The organism is Wolbachia endosymbiont of Oedothorax gibbosus, from assembly GCF_936270435.1.
Classification (GTDB): domain Bacteria; phylum Pseudomonadota; class Alphaproteobacteria; order Rickettsiales; family Anaplasmataceae; genus Wolbachia.
Genome location: NZ_OW370567.1, coordinates 1,029,357 through 1,049,001, shown reverse-complemented (window position 1 = coordinate 1,049,001; position 19,645 = coordinate 1,029,357). Strand labels below are relative to the sequence as shown.

General features: G+C 36.6%; 13 protein-coding genes and 2 pseudogenes. 9 read left to right on the top strand and 6 right to left on the bottom strand.

Translation table 11 applies throughout. The features are described 5' to 3' along the window. Window positions 1–13: 13 nt before the first annotated feature. The 3 genes and pseudogenes from NBW39_RS05270 to NBW39_RS05260 all read right to left on the bottom strand — a co-directional run. Complete coding sequence (locus NBW39_RS05270) at window positions 14–886, bottom strand: IS982 family transposase (RefSeq protein WP_250294632.1); 873 nt, start codon at window positions 884–886, stop codon at window positions 14–16. Between the two features lie 251 nt (window positions 887–1,137). Continuing rightward, window positions 1,138–2,067, bottom strand: coding sequence for a WO male-killing family protein Wmk (gene wmk / locus NBW39_RS05265; RefSeq protein WP_250294753.1), 930 nt, complete (start codon window positions 2,065–2,067; stop codon window positions 1,138–1,140). Window positions 2,068–2,135: 68 nt separating this feature from the next. Further along, window positions 2,136–2,344 (bottom strand): annotated as a pseudogene (locus NBW39_RS05260) (DNA mismatch repair endonuclease MutL); the annotation flags it as partial. Window positions 2,345–3,125: 781 nt separating this feature from the next. Between NBW39_RS05260 and NBW39_RS08730 the strand changes: the two are divergent. From NBW39_RS08730 to NBW39_RS05245, 4 genes are all read left to right on the top strand, one after another. Next, window positions 3,126–3,248 carry a hypothetical protein gene (locus NBW39_RS08730; RefSeq protein WP_256466289.1) on the top strand — a complete coding sequence of 41 codons (123 nt, stop codon included), beginning with the start codon at window positions 3,126–3,128 and terminating at the stop codon, window positions 3,246–3,248. Window positions 3,249–3,291: 43 nt separating this feature from the next. Further along, the gene (ltrA, locus tag NBW39_RS05255) at window positions 3,292–4,539 is read left to right on the top strand and encodes a group II intron reverse transcriptase/maturase (RefSeq protein WP_250294718.1); all 1,248 of its coding nucleotides are present in this window, start codon (window positions 3,292–3,294) and stop codon (window positions 4,537–4,539) included. 557 nt (window positions 4,540–5,096) lie between these two features. Then, window positions 5,097–6,890: a reverse transcriptase/maturase family protein gene (locus NBW39_RS05250; protein WP_250294750.1), complete on the top strand. Its 1,794-nt coding sequence runs from the start codon at window positions 5,097–5,099 to the stop codon at window positions 6,888–6,890. A gap of 166 nt (window positions 6,891–7,056) precedes the next feature. Next, entirely contained in the window at window positions 7,057–7,992 is a 936-nt protein-coding gene (locus NBW39_RS05245) for an Rpn family recombination-promoting nuclease/putative transposase (protein WP_250294752.1), read from the top strand. 103 nt (window positions 7,993–8,095) lie between these two features. On the opposite strand, the gene NBW39_RS05240 is transcribed toward NBW39_RS05245, so the two are convergent. Beyond that, window positions 8,096–8,955 (bottom strand): IS630 family transposase gene (locus NBW39_RS05240; protein ID WP_250294642.1). Its coding sequence is split into 2 segments (ribosomal slippage): window positions 8,096–8,631 and window positions 8,631–8,955, totalling 861 coding nucleotides; the frame shifts between segments, so codons are not numbered across the junction. Window positions 8,956–9,013: 58 nt separating this feature from the next. Next, entirely contained in the window at window positions 9,014–10,459 is a 1,446-nt protein-coding gene (locus NBW39_RS05235) for a recombinase family protein (protein ID WP_250294751.1), read from the bottom strand. Window positions 10,460–10,758: 299 nt separating this feature from the next. Between NBW39_RS05235 and NBW39_RS05230 the strand changes: the two genes are divergently transcribed. The 4 genes from NBW39_RS05230 to NBW39_RS05215 all read left to right on the top strand — a co-directional run bounded on the left by NBW39_RS05230 (window position 10,759) and on the right by NBW39_RS05215 (window position 17,185). Continuing rightward, window positions 10,759–11,559, top strand: coding sequence for a group II intron maturase-specific domain-containing protein (locus tag NBW39_RS05230; RefSeq protein ID WP_370273774.1), 801 nt, complete (start codon window positions 10,759–10,761; stop codon window positions 11,557–11,559). 629 nt (window positions 11,560–12,188) lie between these two features. Then, window positions 12,189–13,982 (top strand): reverse transcriptase/maturase family protein, encoded by a 1,794-nt coding sequence (locus NBW39_RS05225; RefSeq protein WP_250294750.1) that lies wholly within the window; start codon window positions 12,189–12,191, stop codon window positions 13,980–13,982. A 166-nt stretch (window positions 13,983–14,148) separates the two neighbouring features. Beyond that, on the top strand, window positions 14,149–15,108 hold the full coding sequence (locus tag NBW39_RS05220) for an Rpn family recombination-promoting nuclease/putative transposase (RefSeq protein ID WP_250295765.1): 960 nt from the start codon (window positions 14,149–14,151) through the stop codon (window positions 15,106–15,108). Between the two features lie 76 nt (window positions 15,109–15,184). Beyond that, on the top strand, window positions 15,185–17,185 hold the full coding sequence (locus NBW39_RS05215; protein ID WP_250294749.1) for a hypothetical protein: 2,001 nt from the start codon (window positions 15,185–15,187) through the stop codon (window positions 17,183–17,185). 208 nt (window positions 17,186–17,393) lie between these two features. Here the strand turns inward: NBW39_RS05215 and bioA are convergent. Next, a pseudogene (gene bioA / locus NBW39_RS05210) lies at window positions 17,394–18,620 on the bottom strand (adenosylmethionine--8-amino-7-oxononanoate transaminase); the annotation flags it as partial. Between the two features lie 106 nt (window positions 18,621–18,726). On the opposite strand from bioA, the gene NBW39_RS05205 reads away from it, so the two are divergent. Beyond that, window positions 18,727–19,599, top strand: coding sequence for an IS982 family transposase (locus tag NBW39_RS05205; RefSeq protein WP_250294632.1), 873 nt, complete (start codon window positions 18,727–18,729; stop codon window positions 19,597–19,599). Window positions 19,600–19,645 lie beyond the last annotated feature (46 nt).

Here is a 19,645-nt window from a genome sequence, read left to right as displayed (position 1 = left end):
CCCCAGTTATGGATTAACCAACGAAGTAAAGCTGAGAAATACAGGGCTTTTTCGATTGCATTGAATAAGAAATGAGGGTAGAAAAAATATGTACCAAGAAATTTACTGTGGATCTATGCCGAGTGTGCTCAAGTTCAAATTTGTTTTTTAGGCAGCCAAAAACCGTTTCAACAATCGATCTTTTCCCTAGTAAAATCTTCTCTTTCAGCGAAATCAGTGCATTTTTCATACCTTTTTTCACTTTAGTGACGAGTTTTAGACCTCTATCGAATAGTTTCTCAAAGAGCTCTTTCTTTATATAGCCCTTATCTCCAAACAAAAGTCCAGTTAGTTTTTTGGTTAGAGTTGGTACAGGTTTTCTGTCATCGACGTTACCTCTGGTTAGCGTAACACCTTGAATTTCACCTATTTCATTGATTACTACATGTAATTTAAAACCAAAAAACCAGCCGTAAGTATTCTTTCCTAACTCTGCTAATCCTTTGAAAACCTTATTTCTTGAGATTCTTTTTCGATGGCATACTGCTATTGAAGTAGAATCTATGTAGGAAATCCCGGTCATTTTTGCTTGTTCACAAAACCATTGCAAAAGTAATGCTAAATACCACAAAACTCGCGGCTTTAAGGCAATAAATCTGTGATATGAAGGCAGCTTTGAAAACTCTGATCTATAGAATAACTGAAGATAACAAAGATAAAAAGCCTTGAAGTTTTTACATGGTGATTTATGGTATAATAGGATTATGGTTAGAATTTCTGAGTGCGCTATTTCTGGTACTCTGGTTGGTTTTTTGCCGTTTGATAAGAACCTATTTGCAAAATTATCATCTACCGCACGACAAAAATCCTCGACGCAACAGTACAGTTCTGTAATATCTTTCTTCATGGGTAACCTCTTATTATTACTAAAATACTCGAGTTTACCCTGTTTCCCTCTTCTTAGTTATACTTTTATCTATTTTCTAATCCATAACTGAGGTTTTATAAAGTACAGTTATGACATTGACAAACTAAAGTTTCTCCACCTAGAAGGTGGAGGCTTGTACCATCTTACGGAAAGTCAAATCAATTTTTCAATCTTTTTTACTTATTTTTTCATCAAAAGGTAAAGATATTAATAGATACTGATTTTTTATTTTAAACTTGTTGAATTTCGTCTAAAGAGATGCCTGCCGCTTGCAAAATAATATCAATAGAAATTCCTTTTTTTACTAAGTCTTTCGCAATTTTTACTTTTTCCGCTCTTTTTACTTTCTCCTCGCAAATCCGTATGCCTTCAAACAACGATTTTATTAATGTATTACGTAATTCTTGGCTTTCAATCTTTTTGTATTCTTCAATTAAATTCGGTAATTCATTTTCTACTATCTCATCTTCTTCTATTAGCAGATCTGTAATACTAATTGATAATGTTTCTGCTATTCCATATAATTTATCAAGTGGAACAGCAACCCTTCCTTGCTCATAGTTACTTATTTCGTGGCGTGTTGTACCCATTTTCTTTGCTAAATCTTCTTGAGTATACTCCCGCACTGCCCTCCATTCTTTTATCTTCTTTCCTATTTGGCAGTAGATAGAACCAACTTTTTCTTCAACACATTCATCAGCAGGGAGGCCTATTGCTTGTGAAACAACATCAACAGAAATTCCTGCTTTGACTAGATTCTTTGCTATTTCCATTCTCTCTGCTTTCCTACTACTTTTTTCACTTACTTGAACAAATTTGGTTAGCAAACAAAACATTTTACGTAACTCATGATCGTCAATCTTTTTATATTTTCTTATTAAATATAGTATCTCTTCTTCCTTATTTTTAATGCAGATTTTCTTATTCGATACAGGAATAAGATCCGTAATACTAATTGATAACACCTTTGCTATAGAGTACAACTTTTCAATCGAAATTTTACGTGTTCCTTTCTCATATTGTAGTATTACCTGATATGTTACACCGATTTCTTTTGCTAAATCTTTTTGAGTATATCCTTTTGCTAACCTACGATTTCTTACTTCCTGTCCTACTACTTTGTAATCTAAAAAGTTAGGGTAATTATTCTCTTTTTTCACATTTTATACCCCATAATCAGAAGAGCTGTTACGTATACTTAATTGGAGACCTTTTTGACAAACTGAACTCATCTCCTTTCAAACAATTTTTCTATATCACTTAATTTCATTTCTATATAAGTTGGTCTCCCATGGTTGCATTGCCCAGCATACGGTGTTTCTTCCATTCGTCTCAGTAGCTCGTTCATTTCCTCTAACTTCATTTTCTCCCTGCTCGAATTGATCCATGGCATGCAATGGTAGCTAACACTTTTTCTTCTACTGGCAATGTATCTTCTTTTTGTCCATGCTAAAAGGATATAGATTTAACATAAATTTGCTACTGAAATGTTGACATTAAGTTTCAAGATCTTTATCATGTAAAGGTGTGGGCTCAAGATATTAGGTCATTGAGCTTTTCTGGCTCGTGTTTTTCTGGGATGCTACACCAAAAATAAGTGTTTTTAGAGCTCTTTATAGCTACTGAATCTATGAATTCATTTGCTGGCGTTTTTAGGCGCTTTATGAGGGAGTTATAGAAAGATGTACAAAAGGACGTCTAAAGCAGAAGATGCTATTCTTAGGCCATCTTTGACAGTCGTTTTTTTCTCTAACATACCCAAAGTTTAAAAAAATAAGATTTAAACACAAAAGAGTTGAATATTTCTTCAGAATTGTGTATAATTATTAATGCTTTCTGTGTGCCGTAGAGACACAAGGAATGTTCAGGAAAGAGCAAACTAAGTGCGAAAGCTGCACAATAGATGAGGGTGGGCCCCTCGGAGCCGGTTTACAAGAGCAGGCTTCAAACAACCATAAGCTGCTTTGGTAAAGAGCCAAGGTAGTGAGCGTTATGGAAAAGGCGTAATTATGCGTCATGTGTGAAATAGAGAGATGAACGCAAGTGAACCACTGATTACACGTCGAAAGGTAATGCGATGATGTCAAAACCAGGGGAGAAAAAGTAACTTGGGATAAGCCTATCGGGAACTTGTCTACTGGGTAGGTGGCATCCGGCATATAGGTGGCATGAACCTATTTCAGGCTATTGTGTGGAACTATGGGAACCTGTCGTTTCGATGATAAGGGAGAAGTCCAAGGAGCTGAACTCTAAGGAAGAGAGTACTGATGCGAAAAACAGGGGCGGATTAGCTCGTAGTAGTGAAGAAGTTTTTGTAATGGAAATGGAGCGAAGGGGCTGAGTTATTTAGTTTTAATTATTTATCAACCGAAAGGGAAGAGTTAATGAATAAAACAAAATCTTTTGACATACCAAAGCAACTGATTTGGAAAGCTTATAAACAAGTATCCAAAAACAGAGGTGCGGCAGGTGTAGATGAGGTCTCGATAACAAAGTTTGAAGAAAATCTAAAAGATAATCTATACAAACTGTGGAATCGGATGTCATCCGGAAGTTATTTTCCAGAACCAGTAAAAGCTGTTGCGATACCAAAAGATACAGGAGGACAAAGAACTTTATGTGTTCCTTCAGTATTCGACAGGATAGGGCAAACAGCAGCTACTATGTATCTCGAACCGTTAGTAGAGCAGGAATTTCACGAAGATTCGTATGGTTATAGACCAAACAAGTCTGCACTGGATGCGGTAAGTACAGCGTGTAAGAGATGTTGGAGAAGTGATTGGACGATAGATCTTGATATTTCTGGATTTTTCGACAATCTGGATCATGTGTTAGCACTGCAAACTATCAAGAAGCATACAGATTGCAAGTGGGTCATACTGTACGTGGAAAGGTGGATGAAAGCCCCGATTCAACTAGCAGATGGCAGTAAGGTAGTTAGGAATAAGGGAGTTCCACAAGGAGGTTCTGTAAGCCCAATCATTTCTAACATATTTATGCATCATGCATTTGATATGTGGATGAGGCAAAACTACCCAACAATACCATTTGAGAGATATGTAGATGATGCAATGGTGCACTGTAAAACCCAGAGACAGGCAAAATTCATAAAAGACAAGATCGAAGAAAGATTGGCTGAGTTTAAGCTAAAATTACATCCTGAAAAGACACAAATAGTGTACTGTAAGGATGACAATAGGAGAGATGAGTTTCCAATACAGAGCTTTGACTTTCTGGGTTACACGTTCAGACCTAGACTGGCAAAGAACAATAAAATAGGAAACTATTTTGTCTCATTTCTACCTGCAATTAGCAACAAAGCCAAGAAGAAGATCAACCAAACCATAAGGTCATGGAAAATACGTAGGCAAACATATACAACACTAGAGAAAATATCAAAGAAAATAAATCCTATAGTCCGAGGCTGGTATCAGTACTATGGCAGGTTTTATAAATCAGAGATGTATCCATCTCTCAGAAATGTAGAGTGGCACCTAGTAGGATGGGTCAGAGCCAAATATAAGAAACTTCGAAATCATGGAAGACTAGCAAAGCAATTTCTAGCAAAAGTGAGAAAGAGGTCTCCAAATATTTTCTATCACTGGACACTAGGATTGGGATCAAAAGGCTGAATAACGGGAGCTGTATAAATCGAGAGGGTGCGCCGTGGCACGCATTAAGAAATACTTAGCAGAGCTAAGCGGGGTTCAGAATAAATGGCCTCGAGGTGAACAACTAACTTTAACCCGAAAGGGGAGGAGGACAAGAGCATGTATGTAAAGCGAGAGTTGTCTGAAGATGTGTAAGATAACGGCTTGCAACACCTGATCAATATGGTTAAAGCTAAACTGCTTGAATTCTAATCTTCAGGGGTGGGACTTCACATCCATGGGTATCACATTTAAAACCCCATGTCTACAGTAAGCACAGATTAAACTTTCGTTTGTGCGACATTCTGGCTGTAGAACGATAAGTAGTGAACTTATTTAAGAGGATGAATGGAAAACCTAAGTTGATCTAGAACAGTTCTTAGTGACGGAACATGGGATGACCTAAGGAACGCGAGTTCTATGGTTACGGAGTCATCGTAGTAGTCGTGGAAGTAACGAACCACCGGGGAATGTGGGAGAGCCACATACAGGGCAAAGGGTGACAGATAATTGAATGTTGAAATTGGGAGGTACGCAAGATGCGGAAAGCTGAAACAATACTTAACATTATACGTGAACGCGGACAAAGAAATCTGCCGGTTAAAAACGTATATCGCCTACTTTATCAGCGTGATCTTTACCTTCAAGCGTATGGTAAACTTTGTCGTAATAAAGGTGCTATGACAGAAGGTGTAACTGCTGAAACAGTTAATGGTATGTCTTTGGAGAAAATTGATAAAATCATAGAGGATTTACGCTATGAACGATATCGATGGATACCAGTAAAACGTATCTACATTTTAAAGAAGAGCGGTAAACGAAGGCCGTTAGGATTGCCAACATGGTCAAACAAGTTACTTCAAGAAGTAATCCGATTAATATTGGAAGCCTATTATGAGTCTAAATTTAGTGAGTGTTCACATGGATTCCGGCCAAAGCGTGGATGCCATACTGCATTAAAAGCAGTAACGCAAAAAGGCAGAGGTACAAAATGGTTTATAGAAGGGGATCTCAGAGCATGTTATGACTCAATTGATCATACCATATTGTTAAAAATACTGAGTGAAAGCTTTCAAGACAACCGTTTTATCCAACTAATCAATCGACTGCTAAAAGCAGGATATATGGAAAATTGGAAGTACAATAAGAGTCACAGTGGAGTACCACAGGGCTCTATTATTGGTCCAATTCTGAGTAACATATTACTCGATCGGTTAGATAAACATGTGGAACATACATTAATACCAGCAAATAACCGAGGTAAGCGAAGAAGGACAAACCCAAAATATTTAAGGTTAACCAAGCAAGTATCGATGATGAGAAAACAAGGGAATTGGGAGCAAGTAAGGCAACTGCGCCAATTAGTGCAGAGTATGCCATCTAAGGACTCTTGTGATCAAAATTATCGACGTCTTTGGTATGTTAGGTATGCTGATGATGTTCTGGTAGGGTTTGCAGGACCAAAAAATGAAGCTGAACAAATTAAAAATGAGATTGCTAGATTCCTCAATGAGGAGCTCAAACTTATGCTTAATGAAGATAAAACGCTTATTACACACGCATGTGATAGCAAAGCCAATTTTTTGGGTTATGAAATACACGTCTTGCATGCAGATGATAAACATGATCATCGGACACAGCGGTGTATTAACGGTAGTGTTGGCTTACGTGTACCACACCATATAAAGCAGAAAAAGTGTTCTGAATATATGCGTTGTGGAAAGCCTATACATTTACCTCAACGTACAATTGATACAGCTTACAGTATTGTTGCTCAGTATCAAACTGAATATCGAGGAATTGTACAATACTACAAAATGGCCTACAACCTTCACACACTAAGTTATCTGAAGTATGTGATGGAAGTATCATTAGTAAAGACTTTAGCATCTAAATACAAAACAACTTGCAGGAAAATTTATAGAAAATTTGGTGCGATGATTGAAAACGATGAAGGTGAAAAACGAAAAGTCATCCAAATCAGAGTAGATCGTTTACCATCAAAGATACCATTAATTACACACTTTGGTGCTGTGTCGCTAAAATGGAATAAATGGGTAAGCATAAGTGATAACCTTATACCAATATGGAATAAGCGTAGTGAAATAGAGCAAAGACTATTGGCACAAACTTGTGAATTATGTAAATCACAAGAGCAGATTGAGGTACACCATGTACGTAAACTTGCTGATCTACGAAGTAAGAGTAATGTTGAACTACCTGAATGGAAGAAAAGAATGATTGAACGACAGAGAAAAACTCTTGTTGTTTGTCATGAATGCCATAAGAAAATCCAATATGGGAAATATGATGGTGATTCCTTAAAACGTTAGATTATTGGAGAGCCACGTGATACGGAAACGGTCATGCGTGGTTCGGAGAGAGGCTGTTGGAAAAGTGCTTAATAGTAACTCGCTGGCTGCCTACTCTACTTTACGTACAGTTCTGCGAGAGACTGGTGGGGAAGTTCCGCCGGTCTACTCTCCAGGTTAGTTCGTTATGGCTCTTTCGAAGTTTCTTGACGCACGAAATGATTGCGCCTTCAAGAGAATATTTGGTACTGAGAGGAATAAAGACATCCTCATTCATTTCCTGAACGATATTTTAGGCTTTACTGGCTTAGCTGCAATTCAGGACGTTCAATTTTTAGCTACCATTTTAGACCCTGAGATTGCCGCTAAAAAGCAAAGTATTGTCGATGTTCTTTGTAAAGACTCTCAAGGTTCAAGATATATTATAGAAATGCAATTCACTAAGACTAAGGGCTTCGAAAAGCGTGCTCAATATTATGCTGCTAAAGCTTACTCAAGTCAAGCAGATCAAGGTGATGATTATCATAACCTCAAGGAAATAATCTTTATTGCTGTTGCTGATTGCATTATTTTTCCAGATAAGGCTGAGTACAAATCTAATCATGTCATTTTAGATAAAAATAGCTTTGAACATGACTTAAAGGATTTTTACTTCGTATTCATAGAACTACCAAAATTTACAAAGACAAAAGAAGACCAACTAGAAAATATAGTAGAAAAATGGTGTTATTTTTTCCAATATGCAGCAGAAACAAACGAAGAGGACCTAGATAAAATAGTTGGTAGTGACGTCATCATAAAACGAGCTTATGAAGAGATGAATAAGTTTAATTGGTCAGAAGAAGAGTTACTAGCATATGAACAAATGAAAAAACGCATAATGGATGAGATAGCTGCTTTTGCTCAAAAGTTTGATGAGGGTCTTAAGGTTGGACACGAAAAAGGCAGAGAAGAAGGTATTCAAATCGGACATGAAAAAGGCAGAGCTGAAGGTAGGGAAGAAAGCGAAAAACAGGCTAAAATAGCAGTTGCTAAGGAAATGCTTGCTGATAAAATGGATATTAATACTATTGCCAAATTTACTGGATTGCCAGTCAGTGAAATTGAAAAGCTTCAAAAATAAAACACTATTCATGATCTTGAGACCTTGTTTTGCTGGTTGTTCAATTGCTGTACATCTAAATATGTGATTAAAGTATAGCACTTCTCATAATAATCCGAACAGATCATAGAAAGGCAGAATCAACAGCATGACGAAAAGACTTGAATAGAGGAATGTTTTTCCTGACTCTGTTTTTTATAGCAAACCAATGATGTTCAATTTTGTTAAAATCTGGAGAATACGGTGGCAGATACAAAATTTCTGCACCAATCCCTTTAGCAAGCTTAATGATCTTATCAGACTTATGAAAAGTAGCATTGTCAAGAATGACAGTTTGTCCAGGTTCCAAGGTCGGTATCAAAAATTGCTCAAACCATCCATTAAAAATATCCATATTACAGTGGCCTTCAAAGGTTAATGGAGCAACTATTTTTCTTTCACTTAAAGCTGCAATCATACTGATTCGTTGAGTTTTCTTCCCAGATTTTAGGGCATAAAACCGCTGTCCCTTCTGACAATATCCATAGGGGTAGTCTTCAGTGTTGTCAATGCCAGACTCATCTATATACACTAAGTTTTTAGGTTCTTTTGTTGCTATAATTTTCAAGAATTTAGCACGTTTTTCTTCGCTTCTTTCCTTGTACCCATAGGTCTTTTTTTGCGTGTAAATCCAATTTTTTTCAGGGCTCGGTGGATAGTTTGGATACTAACGTTGCTCCAAAGTTTAGCCATTTCCAATAGAGTCTTTCCTCCGTTTTCTCTGGCAAATTTAGCAAAGGCATCCCAGTCGGTAATTTTGTGATTGTAACCTCCATTTCCAAGTTTTTTTGATTGAAAGTCACCTGTTTCTTTTCTTCTTTGCTGCCACTCCCACAAAGTAGTTCGTCCAATTTTAAATCTTGCTGCCACTGTTTCTCTGCTTTCTCCCTCGTCTAGAGCTTCCATTGCTTTTTTCCTTAAGTCATAACTATATGCTGCTGGCATACCTACCTTCACTACTACAAATCCTTATTTTACCTTATTTGGACTATTATGAAAAGTACTATAAATTGGTCACGACCAGAGTTACTTCCTGTTCTAATTTCTTTTGATCAAATATCCTCTTCTTCTCCTCTTCAATTGTTTTTAAGCTTTGTTTCATCGCTTTGATTCGTGGTTCAAATTCTTCTTGATTAATATATTCTTGGGCATAACTATCAATAAGTCTAGCAATGCCTCGTTTTAATTTATTTTCTTGCTTTTCAAGCAAATCGCTTTTTTTATCCCACGATGATTTTTTAAGCTCTAAAAGTCTACGTTTGTATTCTTCTAAAATTCTATTTGGATTTTTCAATAAATGCTTAACTTCTTCCCACACAGCTGTTTCTAATGCATCTGTACGAATGTGTTTATTATCACAAATTTTGTTACCACCAAAACGGTAAGAATCTCTACCAATACAACGATAATATGCATAATGCTCAACTTTTTCTCCTCGTTTATTTCTTACAGGACTTCCATAATATGCATAACGACAACGCTTACATACGACTAAACCTTGTAATAAATACTTTGCTCCTCTTTCTCTTGTCCTGGCTATTTTTCTGTTCTCAGCTAACTGTTCTTGAACCATATCAAATATATCTTCATCCACTATATTTGGCACTTTAACATAAACCCAATTCGCTTTTTCGACAGGATAAATGGAGTAATTATCTTTTGGCTGTTCACAAGAATGTTTTTGTGGTCTTATCTGTTGTAACCTTACACCTACCTTTGTTTTACCAAAAGCTGCTTGTCCTTTGTAAGCGGGGTTTTTTAACATACCCCAAATTACACTTCTATCCCAGCACTTTTTTCCTGTTCGTGTCATAATGGACATAGTATTTAGCCGACGACATACTTCCCCAATACTTGCCCTTTCTCTGCCTATCCACAAAAATACTTTGCGAACAACATCAGCTTCTTCTTCGTTAATTTCAAATAAAGCTTGTCCTCCTCCCATATACTTATCTATATAACGATAACCGTATGGAGCTCCTCCCATTACACTTACACAACCTTTATTAGCCGCATAAATCTTTCCACGACGACTTCGTTCCATAATTTTTGCACGTTCATATTCTGCTATCATACCTTGCATTTGTAACAGCAATTGGGATTCTGGGTTATCGTTAATCTCATAATTTAAAAAAACCGCTTCTGCTCCTGCTTTCTGAAATTCTTCAAGCAATATCATTTGATATGCATATTTTCTAGATAAACGATCAGGAGAATGAATGTAAATTTTATCAATTTCACCTTCTATTACTTTATCACGTAATTTTTCTAGACCAGGACGGACTAAATTAGATCCACTGTAGCCATTATCAATAAATTCATGCTCTCTCAATAATCTGTACCCATCCATGCTAATCTGCTTCTCTATAGCTGCAACTTGGCTTGCTATTGTATTTTCTTGTGCTTGTTTCCCCGAAGAAACTCTTGCATATAAACTCACTGTTACCATTTGATCCCCCTTGAATCGCACTTTTATGTTTTAAGCTTTTTTGACTTACTTGCTTTGATGCTGCTCTTTCATAAGCATCTAACAAATACTTTTCTGACAACCGATTAGGCTCATAGCTACAGCTAATCCGTACAGCCGATCTCTTATTCCCCATGAACTTTCCTTGAAATAATATGTTCATATCATTCATTGAAGCTGATGGTTAATTGATTATTGGTGCTATAAATAAATAGCTCTCTTGGTTTTGGACACAGAAGTTTTCGAGAAATGCTTTTCTCTAATTTTACGTTTTTTGCAACATTGTTGGCGGAGTAATATCTCCTGTACTTGCTAATTTAACTCTCGACGGTTTTGATGATGTTTTCAATAAACATTTTGGAAAAAAGGGAACCAAAAAGCGCAAGAAATATGGTGTACACATGATCCGCTATGCGGATGATTTTATAGTAACTGGGAAATCGAAAGAAATCCTAGAGACTAAAGTCAAACTGCTTGTAGAGGATTTCCTGAGCCAAAGAGGGCTATCTTTATCGGCAGGAAAGACAAAGATCACACACATAGAACAGGGATTCGATTTTCTCGGTCAGACAGTATGCAAGTACAAAACAAAACTAATCATCAAACCTTCAGAAAAAAGTGTAAACAGACTTCTGAAGCGCATCCGGTACCTAATTCGTAAGAAGAACGCAGAAACCCAGGAAAAGGTAATTGAAATGCTCGCACCTCAAATTCGAGGCTGGGCTTATTACCATCGAGGAATATGCGCGAGAAAAGCTTACGAAAAAGTGGACCATGAGATTTTCAAAGCTTTATGGCACTGGTCAAAACGCAGACATCCTAATAAAGGGTTACATTGGATTAAAGATAAATACTTTAAAGTCAAGGGGTCTCGAAAATGGTGTTTTGCAGTATTGGCTAAGAATAAAGACATAGTCGAATGGAAAGAACTCTTCCAAGCGACAAGTGTATCAATTCGCCGCCATAAGAAAATTAGAGCAGTAGCTAACCCCTATGATAAAGAGTGGTATGCTTACTTTAAAGAACGTCAGTCAAAAAAAACTCTTCTCTTTGCAAAAATGGTAAGATATGATTCACGTTAGTTCTAGAAAGGAATTTGATATGTCCGGATATTCGACAAAAACTGTTGCCGGTTCTCAGGAAAAGGACTTAAGATGGCTCGAGCCGTATGAGGGGAAACTGTGCGCCGTGGCACGCATTAAGAAATACTTAGCAGAGCTAAGCGGGGTTCAGAATAAATGGCCTCGAGGTGAACAACTAACTTTAACCCGAAAGGGGAGGAGGACAAGAGCATGTATGTAAAGCGAGAGTTGTCTGAAGATGTGTAAGATAACGGCTTGCAACACCTGATCAATATGGTTAAAGCTAAACTGCTTGAATTCTAATCTTCAGGGGTGGGACTTCACATCCATGGGTATCACATTTAAAACCCCATGTCTACAGTAAGCACAGATTAAACTTTCGTTTGTGCGACATTCTGGCTGTAGAACGATAAGTAGTGAACTTATTTAAGAGGATGAATGGAAAACCTAAGTTGATCTAGAACAGTTCTTAGTGACGGAACATGGGATGACCTAAGGAACGCGAGTTCTATGGTTACGGAGTCATCGTAGTAGTCGTGGAAGTAACGAACCACCGGGGAATGTGGGAGAGCCACATACAGGGCAAAGGGTGACAGATAATTGAATGTTGAAATTGGGAGGTACGCAAGATGCGGAAAGCTGAAACAATACTTAACATTATACGTGAACGCGGACAAAGAAATCTGCCGGTTAAAAACGTATATCGCCTACTTTATCAGCGTGATCTTTACCTTCAAGCGTATGGTAAACTTTGTCGTAATAAAGGTGCTATGACAGAAGGTGTAACTGCTGAAACAGTTAATGGTATGTCTTTGGAGAAAATTGATAAAATCATAGAGGATTTACGCTATGAACGATATCGATGGATACCAGTAAAACGTATCTACATTTTAAAGAAGAGCGGTAAACGAAGGCCGTTAGGATTGCCAACATGGTCAAACAAGTTACTTCAAGAAGTAATCCGATTAATATTGGAAGCCTATTATGAGTCTAAATTTAGTGAGTGTTCACATGGATTCCGGCCAAAGCGTGGATGCCATACTGCATTAAAAGCAGTAACGCAAAAAGGCAGAGGTACAAAATGGTTTATAGAAGGGGATCTCAGAGCATGTTATGACTCAATTGATCATACCATATTGTTAAAAATACTGAGTGAAAGCTTTCAAGACAACCGTTTTATCCAACTAATCAATCGACTGCTAAAAGCAGGATATATGGAAAATTGGAAGTACAATAAGAGTCACAGTGGAGTACCACAGGGCTCTATTATTGGTCCAATTCTGAGTAACATATTACTCGATCGGTTAGATAAACATGTGGAACATACATTAATACCAGCAAATAACCGAGGTAAGCGAAGAAGGACAAACCCAAAATATTTAAGGTTAACCAAGCAAGTATCGATGATGAGAAAACAAGGGAATTGGGAGCAAGTAAGGCAACTGCGCCAATTAGTGCAGAGTATGCCATCTAAGGACTCTTGTGATCAAAATTATCGACGTCTTTGGTATGTTAGGTATGCTGATGATGTTCTGGTAGGGTTTGCAGGACCAAAAAATGAAGCTGAACAAATTAAAAATGAGATTGCTAGATTCCTCAATGAGGAGCTCAAACTTATGCTTAATGAAGATAAAACGCTTATTACACACGCATGTGATAGCAAAGCCAATTTTTTGGGTTATGAAATACACGTCTTGCATGCAGATGATAAACATGATCATCGGACACAGCGGTGTATTAACGGTAGTGTTGGCTTACGTGTACCACACCATATAAAGCAGAAAAAGTGTTCTGAATATATGCGTTGTGGAAAGCCTATACATTTACCTCAACGTACAATTGATACAGCTTACAGTATTGTTGCTCAGTATCAAACTGAATATCGAGGAATTGTACAATACTACAAAATGGCCTACAACCTTCACACACTAAGTTATCTGAAGTATGTGATGGAAGTATCATTAGTAAAGACTTTAGCATCTAAATACAAAACAACTTGCAGGAAAATTTATAGAAAATTTGGTGCGATGATTGAAAACGATGAAGGTGAAAAACGAAAAGTCATCCAAATCAGAGTAGATCGTTTACCATCAAAGATACCATTAATTACACACTTTGGTGCTGTGTCGCTAAAATGGAATAAATGGGTAAGCATAAGTGATAACCTTATACCAATATGGAATAAGCGTAGTGAAATAGAGCAAAGACTATTGGCACAAACTTGTGAATTATGTAAATCACAAGAGCAGATTGAGGTACACCATGTACGTAAACTTGCTGATCTACGAAGTAAGAGTAATGTTGAACTACCTGAATGGAAGAAAAGAATGATTGAACGACAGAGAAAAACTCTTGTTGTTTGTCATGAATGCCATAAGAAAATCCAATATGGGAAATATGATGGTGATTCCTTAAAACGTTAGATTATTGGAGAGCCACGTGATACGGAAACGGTCATGCGTGGTTCGGAGAGAGGCTGTTGGAAAAGTGCTTAATAGTAACTCGCTGGCTGCCTACTCTACTTTACGTACAGTTCTGCGAGAGACTGGTGGGGAAGTTCCGCCGGTCTACTCTCCAAGTGGATTTCCTATGGCTTTATCAAAATTTCTTGATGCACGCAATGATTATGCTTTTAAAAGAATATTTGGCACCGAGAAGAATAAAGACATCCTCATTCATTTCCTGAACGATATTTTAGGCTTCACTGGCTTAGCTGCTATTCACGATGTTGAATTCTTAGCTACCATTTTAGATCCTGAGATTGCCGCTAAAAAGCAGAGTATTGTCGATGTTCTTTGTAAGGACTCTCAAGGCTCAAGATACATTATAGAGATGCAGTTCACTAAGACCAAGGGCTTCGAAAAGCGTGCTCAATATTATGCTGCCAAAGCCTACTCAAGTCAAGCTGATCAAGGTGATGATTACCATAACCTCAAGGAAATAATCTTTATAGCTGTTGCTGATTGCATTATTTTTCCAGATAAGGCTGAGTACAAATCTAATCATGTCATCTTAGATAAGAATAGCTTTGAACATGACTTAAAGGATTTTTACTTCGTATTCATAGAACTACCAAAATTTACAAAGACAAAAGAAGACCAATTAGAAAATATTGTTGAAAAATGGTGTTACTTTTTTCGCTATGCAGCAGAAACAAACGAAGAGGACCTAGATAAAATAGTTGGTAGTGACGTAATAATAAAACGAGCTTATGAAGAGATGAATAAGTTTAATTGGTCAGAAGAAGAATTACTAGCATATGAACAAATGAAAAAACGCATAATGGATGAGATAGCTGCTTTAGCTCAAAAATTTGATGAGGGTCTTAAAGTTGGTCACGAAAAAGGTAGACAAGAAGGTAGACAAGAAGGCATCCAAATCGGTCATGAAAAAGGCAGAGAGGAAGGTATTCAAATCGGCGAAGAAAAGGGCGAAAAACAGGCTAAAATAGCAGTGGCAAAGGAAATGCTTGCTGATAAAATGAGTATTAATACTATTGCTAGATTAACAGGATTGCCAATCAGCGAAGTTGAAAAATTGAAAAAGTAATTCGAGTATCTTAATAAATAGTTAGTCTGTTAATGTTATCCTTTATCCTTAATTTATAAGGGTTAGAGGTAAAGGTATGGCTAAGGGAAGTAATGCTCTATTAGTGCTTGATTTTGATAATACTGTTACTAATGAGCACATGCATAATGCTTTTTTCAAGTTAGAAAAAGTTGACTTTAATCCTACTCAAAATAATGCAGTAACGGATGATAATATAAGGAGGTTTATAGAGGCAACTGAAGGAATAAAAAATGAGGAGAATTTAAAACCTGTATTACAATTTGCAATTTCAAAAGGAATAGAAGTGAATATTGCATCATTCACAGGATATCCAAATGCTGTGAGAAGGGTTGTAAAGAATCATTTGGGCTTACCTGAAAAACAAGCAGAGAATATTTCTGTGTTTGGTGGATTTCCACAAGATTATGATGTCCAGTTGCAAGGATTAAGTGTTAGAAAACAGCAAGATCAAGTTGGAAAGAATTTGCATATCTGTAAGGCAATTGTGGAATATAAAGACAAGCATGGTCAGTTACCAAAAACTGTGATGTTAGTTGATGATACTAAAATAAATATTGAAAATATTGAGAAGTTTGTTGAAGTAATGAGCAAAAGAGAAGGATGGCTTAAAGAAAATGGTCTTAATATTAAAGATATAAACAATATTGAATTTAAAGGTGTGCGAGTACCTAAAGAAAAAAATAGCAGAATAGTAGAAGGTGTTGATTATCTAAAAGAAGTACAAGAATTTATTAGTGCTAATTTAGTACAAGAACCAATTTATGAAAATTTGAAGAAAGAAGAACCTATATACCAAAATCTTCCACAATTACCTCCTGAACCTGGGTTTAATACAAAAAACGCACCTACATTGCCTCCTAAATCTGAGAATTCAGAAGCTAAACTACCATTACCTCCTACAAAAAGTAAGTTAAACACAGTACATGTTGCCAATGGTAAAAGTGAAAAACAGGTACATACTAAAAACATCTCTTTAAGAAAGCAAATTAAAAAAATTCAGCTTCTTCTTCAAGAAGATAATTTTCCTGAAATAGTAACATATAATATTTGCAGTGTATTTAAAGAGAAGGTAATGATAGCAATAAAAGAACAAGGCTATATAGTAAGTAGTGCAAAAGGGAGGAGTGAAGTTACTATTGAAGGAAGCAATCAAATAGGTGATGAAAAAATAATTACTGACTCTTTCACTCAAATTATGGCCCAAATTCAGGAAAAAAAGAAAGAAATGAAAGATTTTGCTAATGAAGATCCCCAGCTAAGGGAAAAAATATCAGAGTTATTAAATGTTAATTTGCAAAAAAAGACGGATATAAACTCAAATTACGTAGCCAGAAACCAGCCTGAAAGGCAACAAGCAGCATCATTTCCTAGAAGGTATATAAAAGTTACACAAGATAAAAATACAGGAAGTAGTACTTCTGAAAGAGATAAAAGAGAAAAAGGTAAAAAAACTGATTTAGGAAGTAAAATATTGAATTATGTACCATGGAGAACAGCACTAACGCTTGCTGCCTTTGCTATTCCAGTTGCTGGTCCTATTGCTGGCACAGCTATTGGAGCTTTTATGTATGGCAACTATAGAAACAATAATAGAACTGAAAACTCTGCTGCCAAAAAGGAAAATAGAGCAGAGAGTGCAAAACCAAGTCTCACAAAGGAATTCTTGTTTAGAGCTGGTACTATTGCAATTGGTTTCCTTTTTGGAGGGCCGATTGGTGTTGTAATTGCTTTAGGTATTGTAGCTGTTGATGTCATATCAAATGGTAAACTTATTCAAGGGGCAGAAAAAGTACTGGATGCAGGTTATGATGCATTAAGTGCTGTAGGGGAAAAATTTTTAAATGTAGGGAAGACAGCATTCTCAAAGATTAAGGAAACTCAAGAACTGTCAAAAAGAGATATAGAAGTAAGTGACCCTAACCATTCTTCTAACTCTCATGTAACTTCGGAAGATGAACCAAAAGCTAAAAGTCAAGTCGAAGCTGAGTTGAAAAGAAGAGCAAGTGCAGCAAGTCAAGAGCACAGTGCTGAGGGGCAGATAAGCCGGTATAGATAGGTAAATCCATATTAGAGAAAGCTAACCGCACTGACAGAAAAGATCTATTTTGCTATAAATTTACCATGAGTTTTTCTAATTACTCCCAAGTGAATTAATATTAATTTGGTATAAAATACTACTAAAAACTTAAACAACACAACCATGTTCAGCAACCAAAACCAGCAAGCCTGAGAAGAATTTTTCTTGGAATGGCTCGGTAAAGTCACTATGAAAAAATCCTGAGAATATTTCTGATTTTGTTATAAGCTTCTTCAAGCTCAAAAGTGCTTGTTGAATAAGGCGGTAGTAAGTAAACTGAATTACCAAGTGGCCTAATTAAAAGTCCTTGCTCTAAAAATTTTATCTTTAGTGTTTGTGCATCATGAACATCAAAAGCTGCTATTGTACCAATCATACGTGCATGTTGAATGTTCTTGCAAGCTTCTGACAAATTTGCTAGTTCCTTTTTGTGTGTATTGTGAATTTTCTGTATTGACTCCATAGTATCAGGCTTAATTAATAATTCTAAAGAAGCGATCGCGGCCGCACATCCGAGAGGATTGGCAGTATAAGAGTGGCCATGAGCGAATGCTTTGGTAAGATGTTCGCTTAAAAATGCTGCGTACACTTCTTCTGTAGTAACTGTGAGAGCAAGTGGAAGAAAACCCCCTGTTAGTCCTTTAGAGATACATAAAAAATCTGGTATAATTTGAGCTTGTTCAAAAGCAAAATAAGTACCGGTACGTCCAAAGCCGGTCATAACTTCATCACAGATTATCAAAATTCCATACTGGCGTACTAAATTGACAACTTTTCTAACAAACTCTGGACGGCACATCCTCATGCCACTTGCTCCTTGCACTAAAGGCTCTAGAATTAATGCGACAATTTTATGAGAACTAGCACATAAGTGATCCTCTAAAACTTCAAGAGAATGTCTTTCTTTATTTTCTATTTCTTTATCTCCATTCCAAGTTTCTGGAAAAGGTACTGTTAAAACAGAAAACAATAGATTTGAAAATGCATCATGAAAACCAGACTTAGCACCTACGCTCATTGCACCAAACGTATCTCCATGATATCCTCCTGCAAAACTCAGGAAGGTAGTTCTTTCATGATCACCCTGATTCCACCAGTACTGGTAAGCCATTTTTAGTGCTACTTCAACAGCAGTAGAGCCATTGTCTGAGAAGAAAAATCTGGACAATTTATCTGGTAATAAAGTTTTCAACTTCTCACAAAGCGTTACTGCAGGCTCATGGGTAAACCCTGCAAAAATCACATGTTCCAAAGTCATGCTTTGTTGATATATAGCCTTGGCAATCTCAGGATGAGCATGACCATGCAGATTTACCCACCAACTGGAAATCAGATCCAGGTATGGTTTATTATTTTCATCATAAAGATATGACCCACAAGCTTTCTTAATTGCAATTGGAAGTTCAGCTACTTTCTCTTGTGTAAAACCTCAGTTATGGATTAGAAAATAGATAAAAGTATAACTAAGAAGAGGGAAACAGGGTAAACTCGAGTATTTTAGTAATAATAAGAGGTTACCCATGAAGAAAGATATTACAGAACTGTACTGTTGCGTCGAGGATTTTTGTCGTGCGGTAGATGATAATTTTGCAAATAGGTTCTTATCAAACGGCAAAAAACCAACCAGAGTACCAGAAATAGCGCACTCAGAAATTCTAACCATAATCCTATTATACCATAAATCACCATGTAAAAACTTCAAGGCTTTTTATCTTTGTTATCTTCAGTTATTCTATAGATCAGAGTTTTCAAAGCTGCCTTCATATCACAGATTTATTGCCTTAAAGCCGCGAGTTTTGTGGTATTTAGCATTACTTTTGCAATGGTTTTGTGAACAAGCAAAAATGACCGGGATTTCCTACATAGATTCTACTTCAATAGCAGTATGCCATCGAAAAAGAATCTCAAGAAATAAGGTTTTCAAAGGATTAGCAGAGTTAGGAAAGAATACTTACGGCTGGTTTTTTGGTTTTAAATTACATGTAGTAATCAATGAAATAGGTGAAATTCAAGGTGTTACGCTAACCAGAGGTAACGTCGATGACAGAAAACCTGTACCAACTCTAACCAAAAAACTAACTGGACTTTTGTTTGGAGATAAGGGCTATATAAAGAAAGAGCTCTTTGAGAAACTATTCGATAGAGGTCTAAAACTCGTCACTAAAGTGAAAAAAGGTATGAAAAATGCACTGATTTCGCTGAAAGAGAAGATTTTACTAGGGAAAAGATCGATTGTTGAAACGGTTTTTGGCTGCCTAAAAAACAAATTTGAACTTGAGCACACTCGGCATAGATCCACAGTAAATTTCTTGGTACATATTTTTTCTACCCTCATTTCTTATTCAATGCAATCGAAAAAGCCCTGTATTTCTCAGCTTTACTTCGTTGGTTAATCCATAACTGGGGTGTAAAAGGATGCCATATAATTCTTCTATCACG

Excerpts from the sequence above, each read along its gene's own strand:
- NBW39_RS05235 (WP_250294751.1), bottom strand. The coding sequence starts at position 10,459 with ATGGTAACAGTGAGTTTATATGCAAGAGTTTCTTCGGGGAAACAAGCA.
- NBW39_RS05205 (WP_250294632.1), top strand. The coding sequence starts at position 18,727 with ATGAAGAAAGATATTACAGAACTGTACTGTTGCGTCGAGGATTTTTGT.
- NBW39_RS05215 (WP_250294749.1), top strand. The coding sequence starts at position 15,185 with ATGGCTAAGGGAAGTAATGCTCTATTAGTGCTTGATTTTGATAATACT.
- NBW39_RS05220 (WP_250295765.1), top strand. The coding sequence starts at position 14,149 with ATGGCTTTATCAAAATTTCTTGATGCACGCAATGATTATGCTTTTAAA.
- NBW39_RS05250 (WP_250294750.1), top strand. The coding sequence starts at position 5,097 with ATGCGGAAAGCTGAAACAATACTTAACATTATACGTGAACGCGGACAA.
- NBW39_RS05225 (WP_250294750.1), top strand. The coding sequence starts at position 12,189 with ATGCGGAAAGCTGAAACAATACTTAACATTATACGTGAACGCGGACAA.
- NBW39_RS05245 (WP_250294752.1), top strand. The coding sequence starts at position 7,057 with ATGGCTCTTTCGAAGTTTCTTGACGCACGAAATGATTGCGCCTTCAAG.
- NBW39_RS05270 (WP_250294632.1), bottom strand. The coding sequence starts at position 886 with ATGAAGAAAGATATTACAGAACTGTACTGTTGCGTCGAGGATTTTTGT.
- ltrA (WP_250294718.1), top strand. The coding sequence starts at position 3,292 with ATGAATAAAACAAAATCTTTTGACATACCAAAGCAACTGATTTGGAAA.
- NBW39_RS08730 (WP_256466289.1), top strand. The coding sequence starts at position 3,126 with ATGATAAGGGAGAAGTCCAAGGAGCTGAACTCTAAGGAAGAGAGTACT.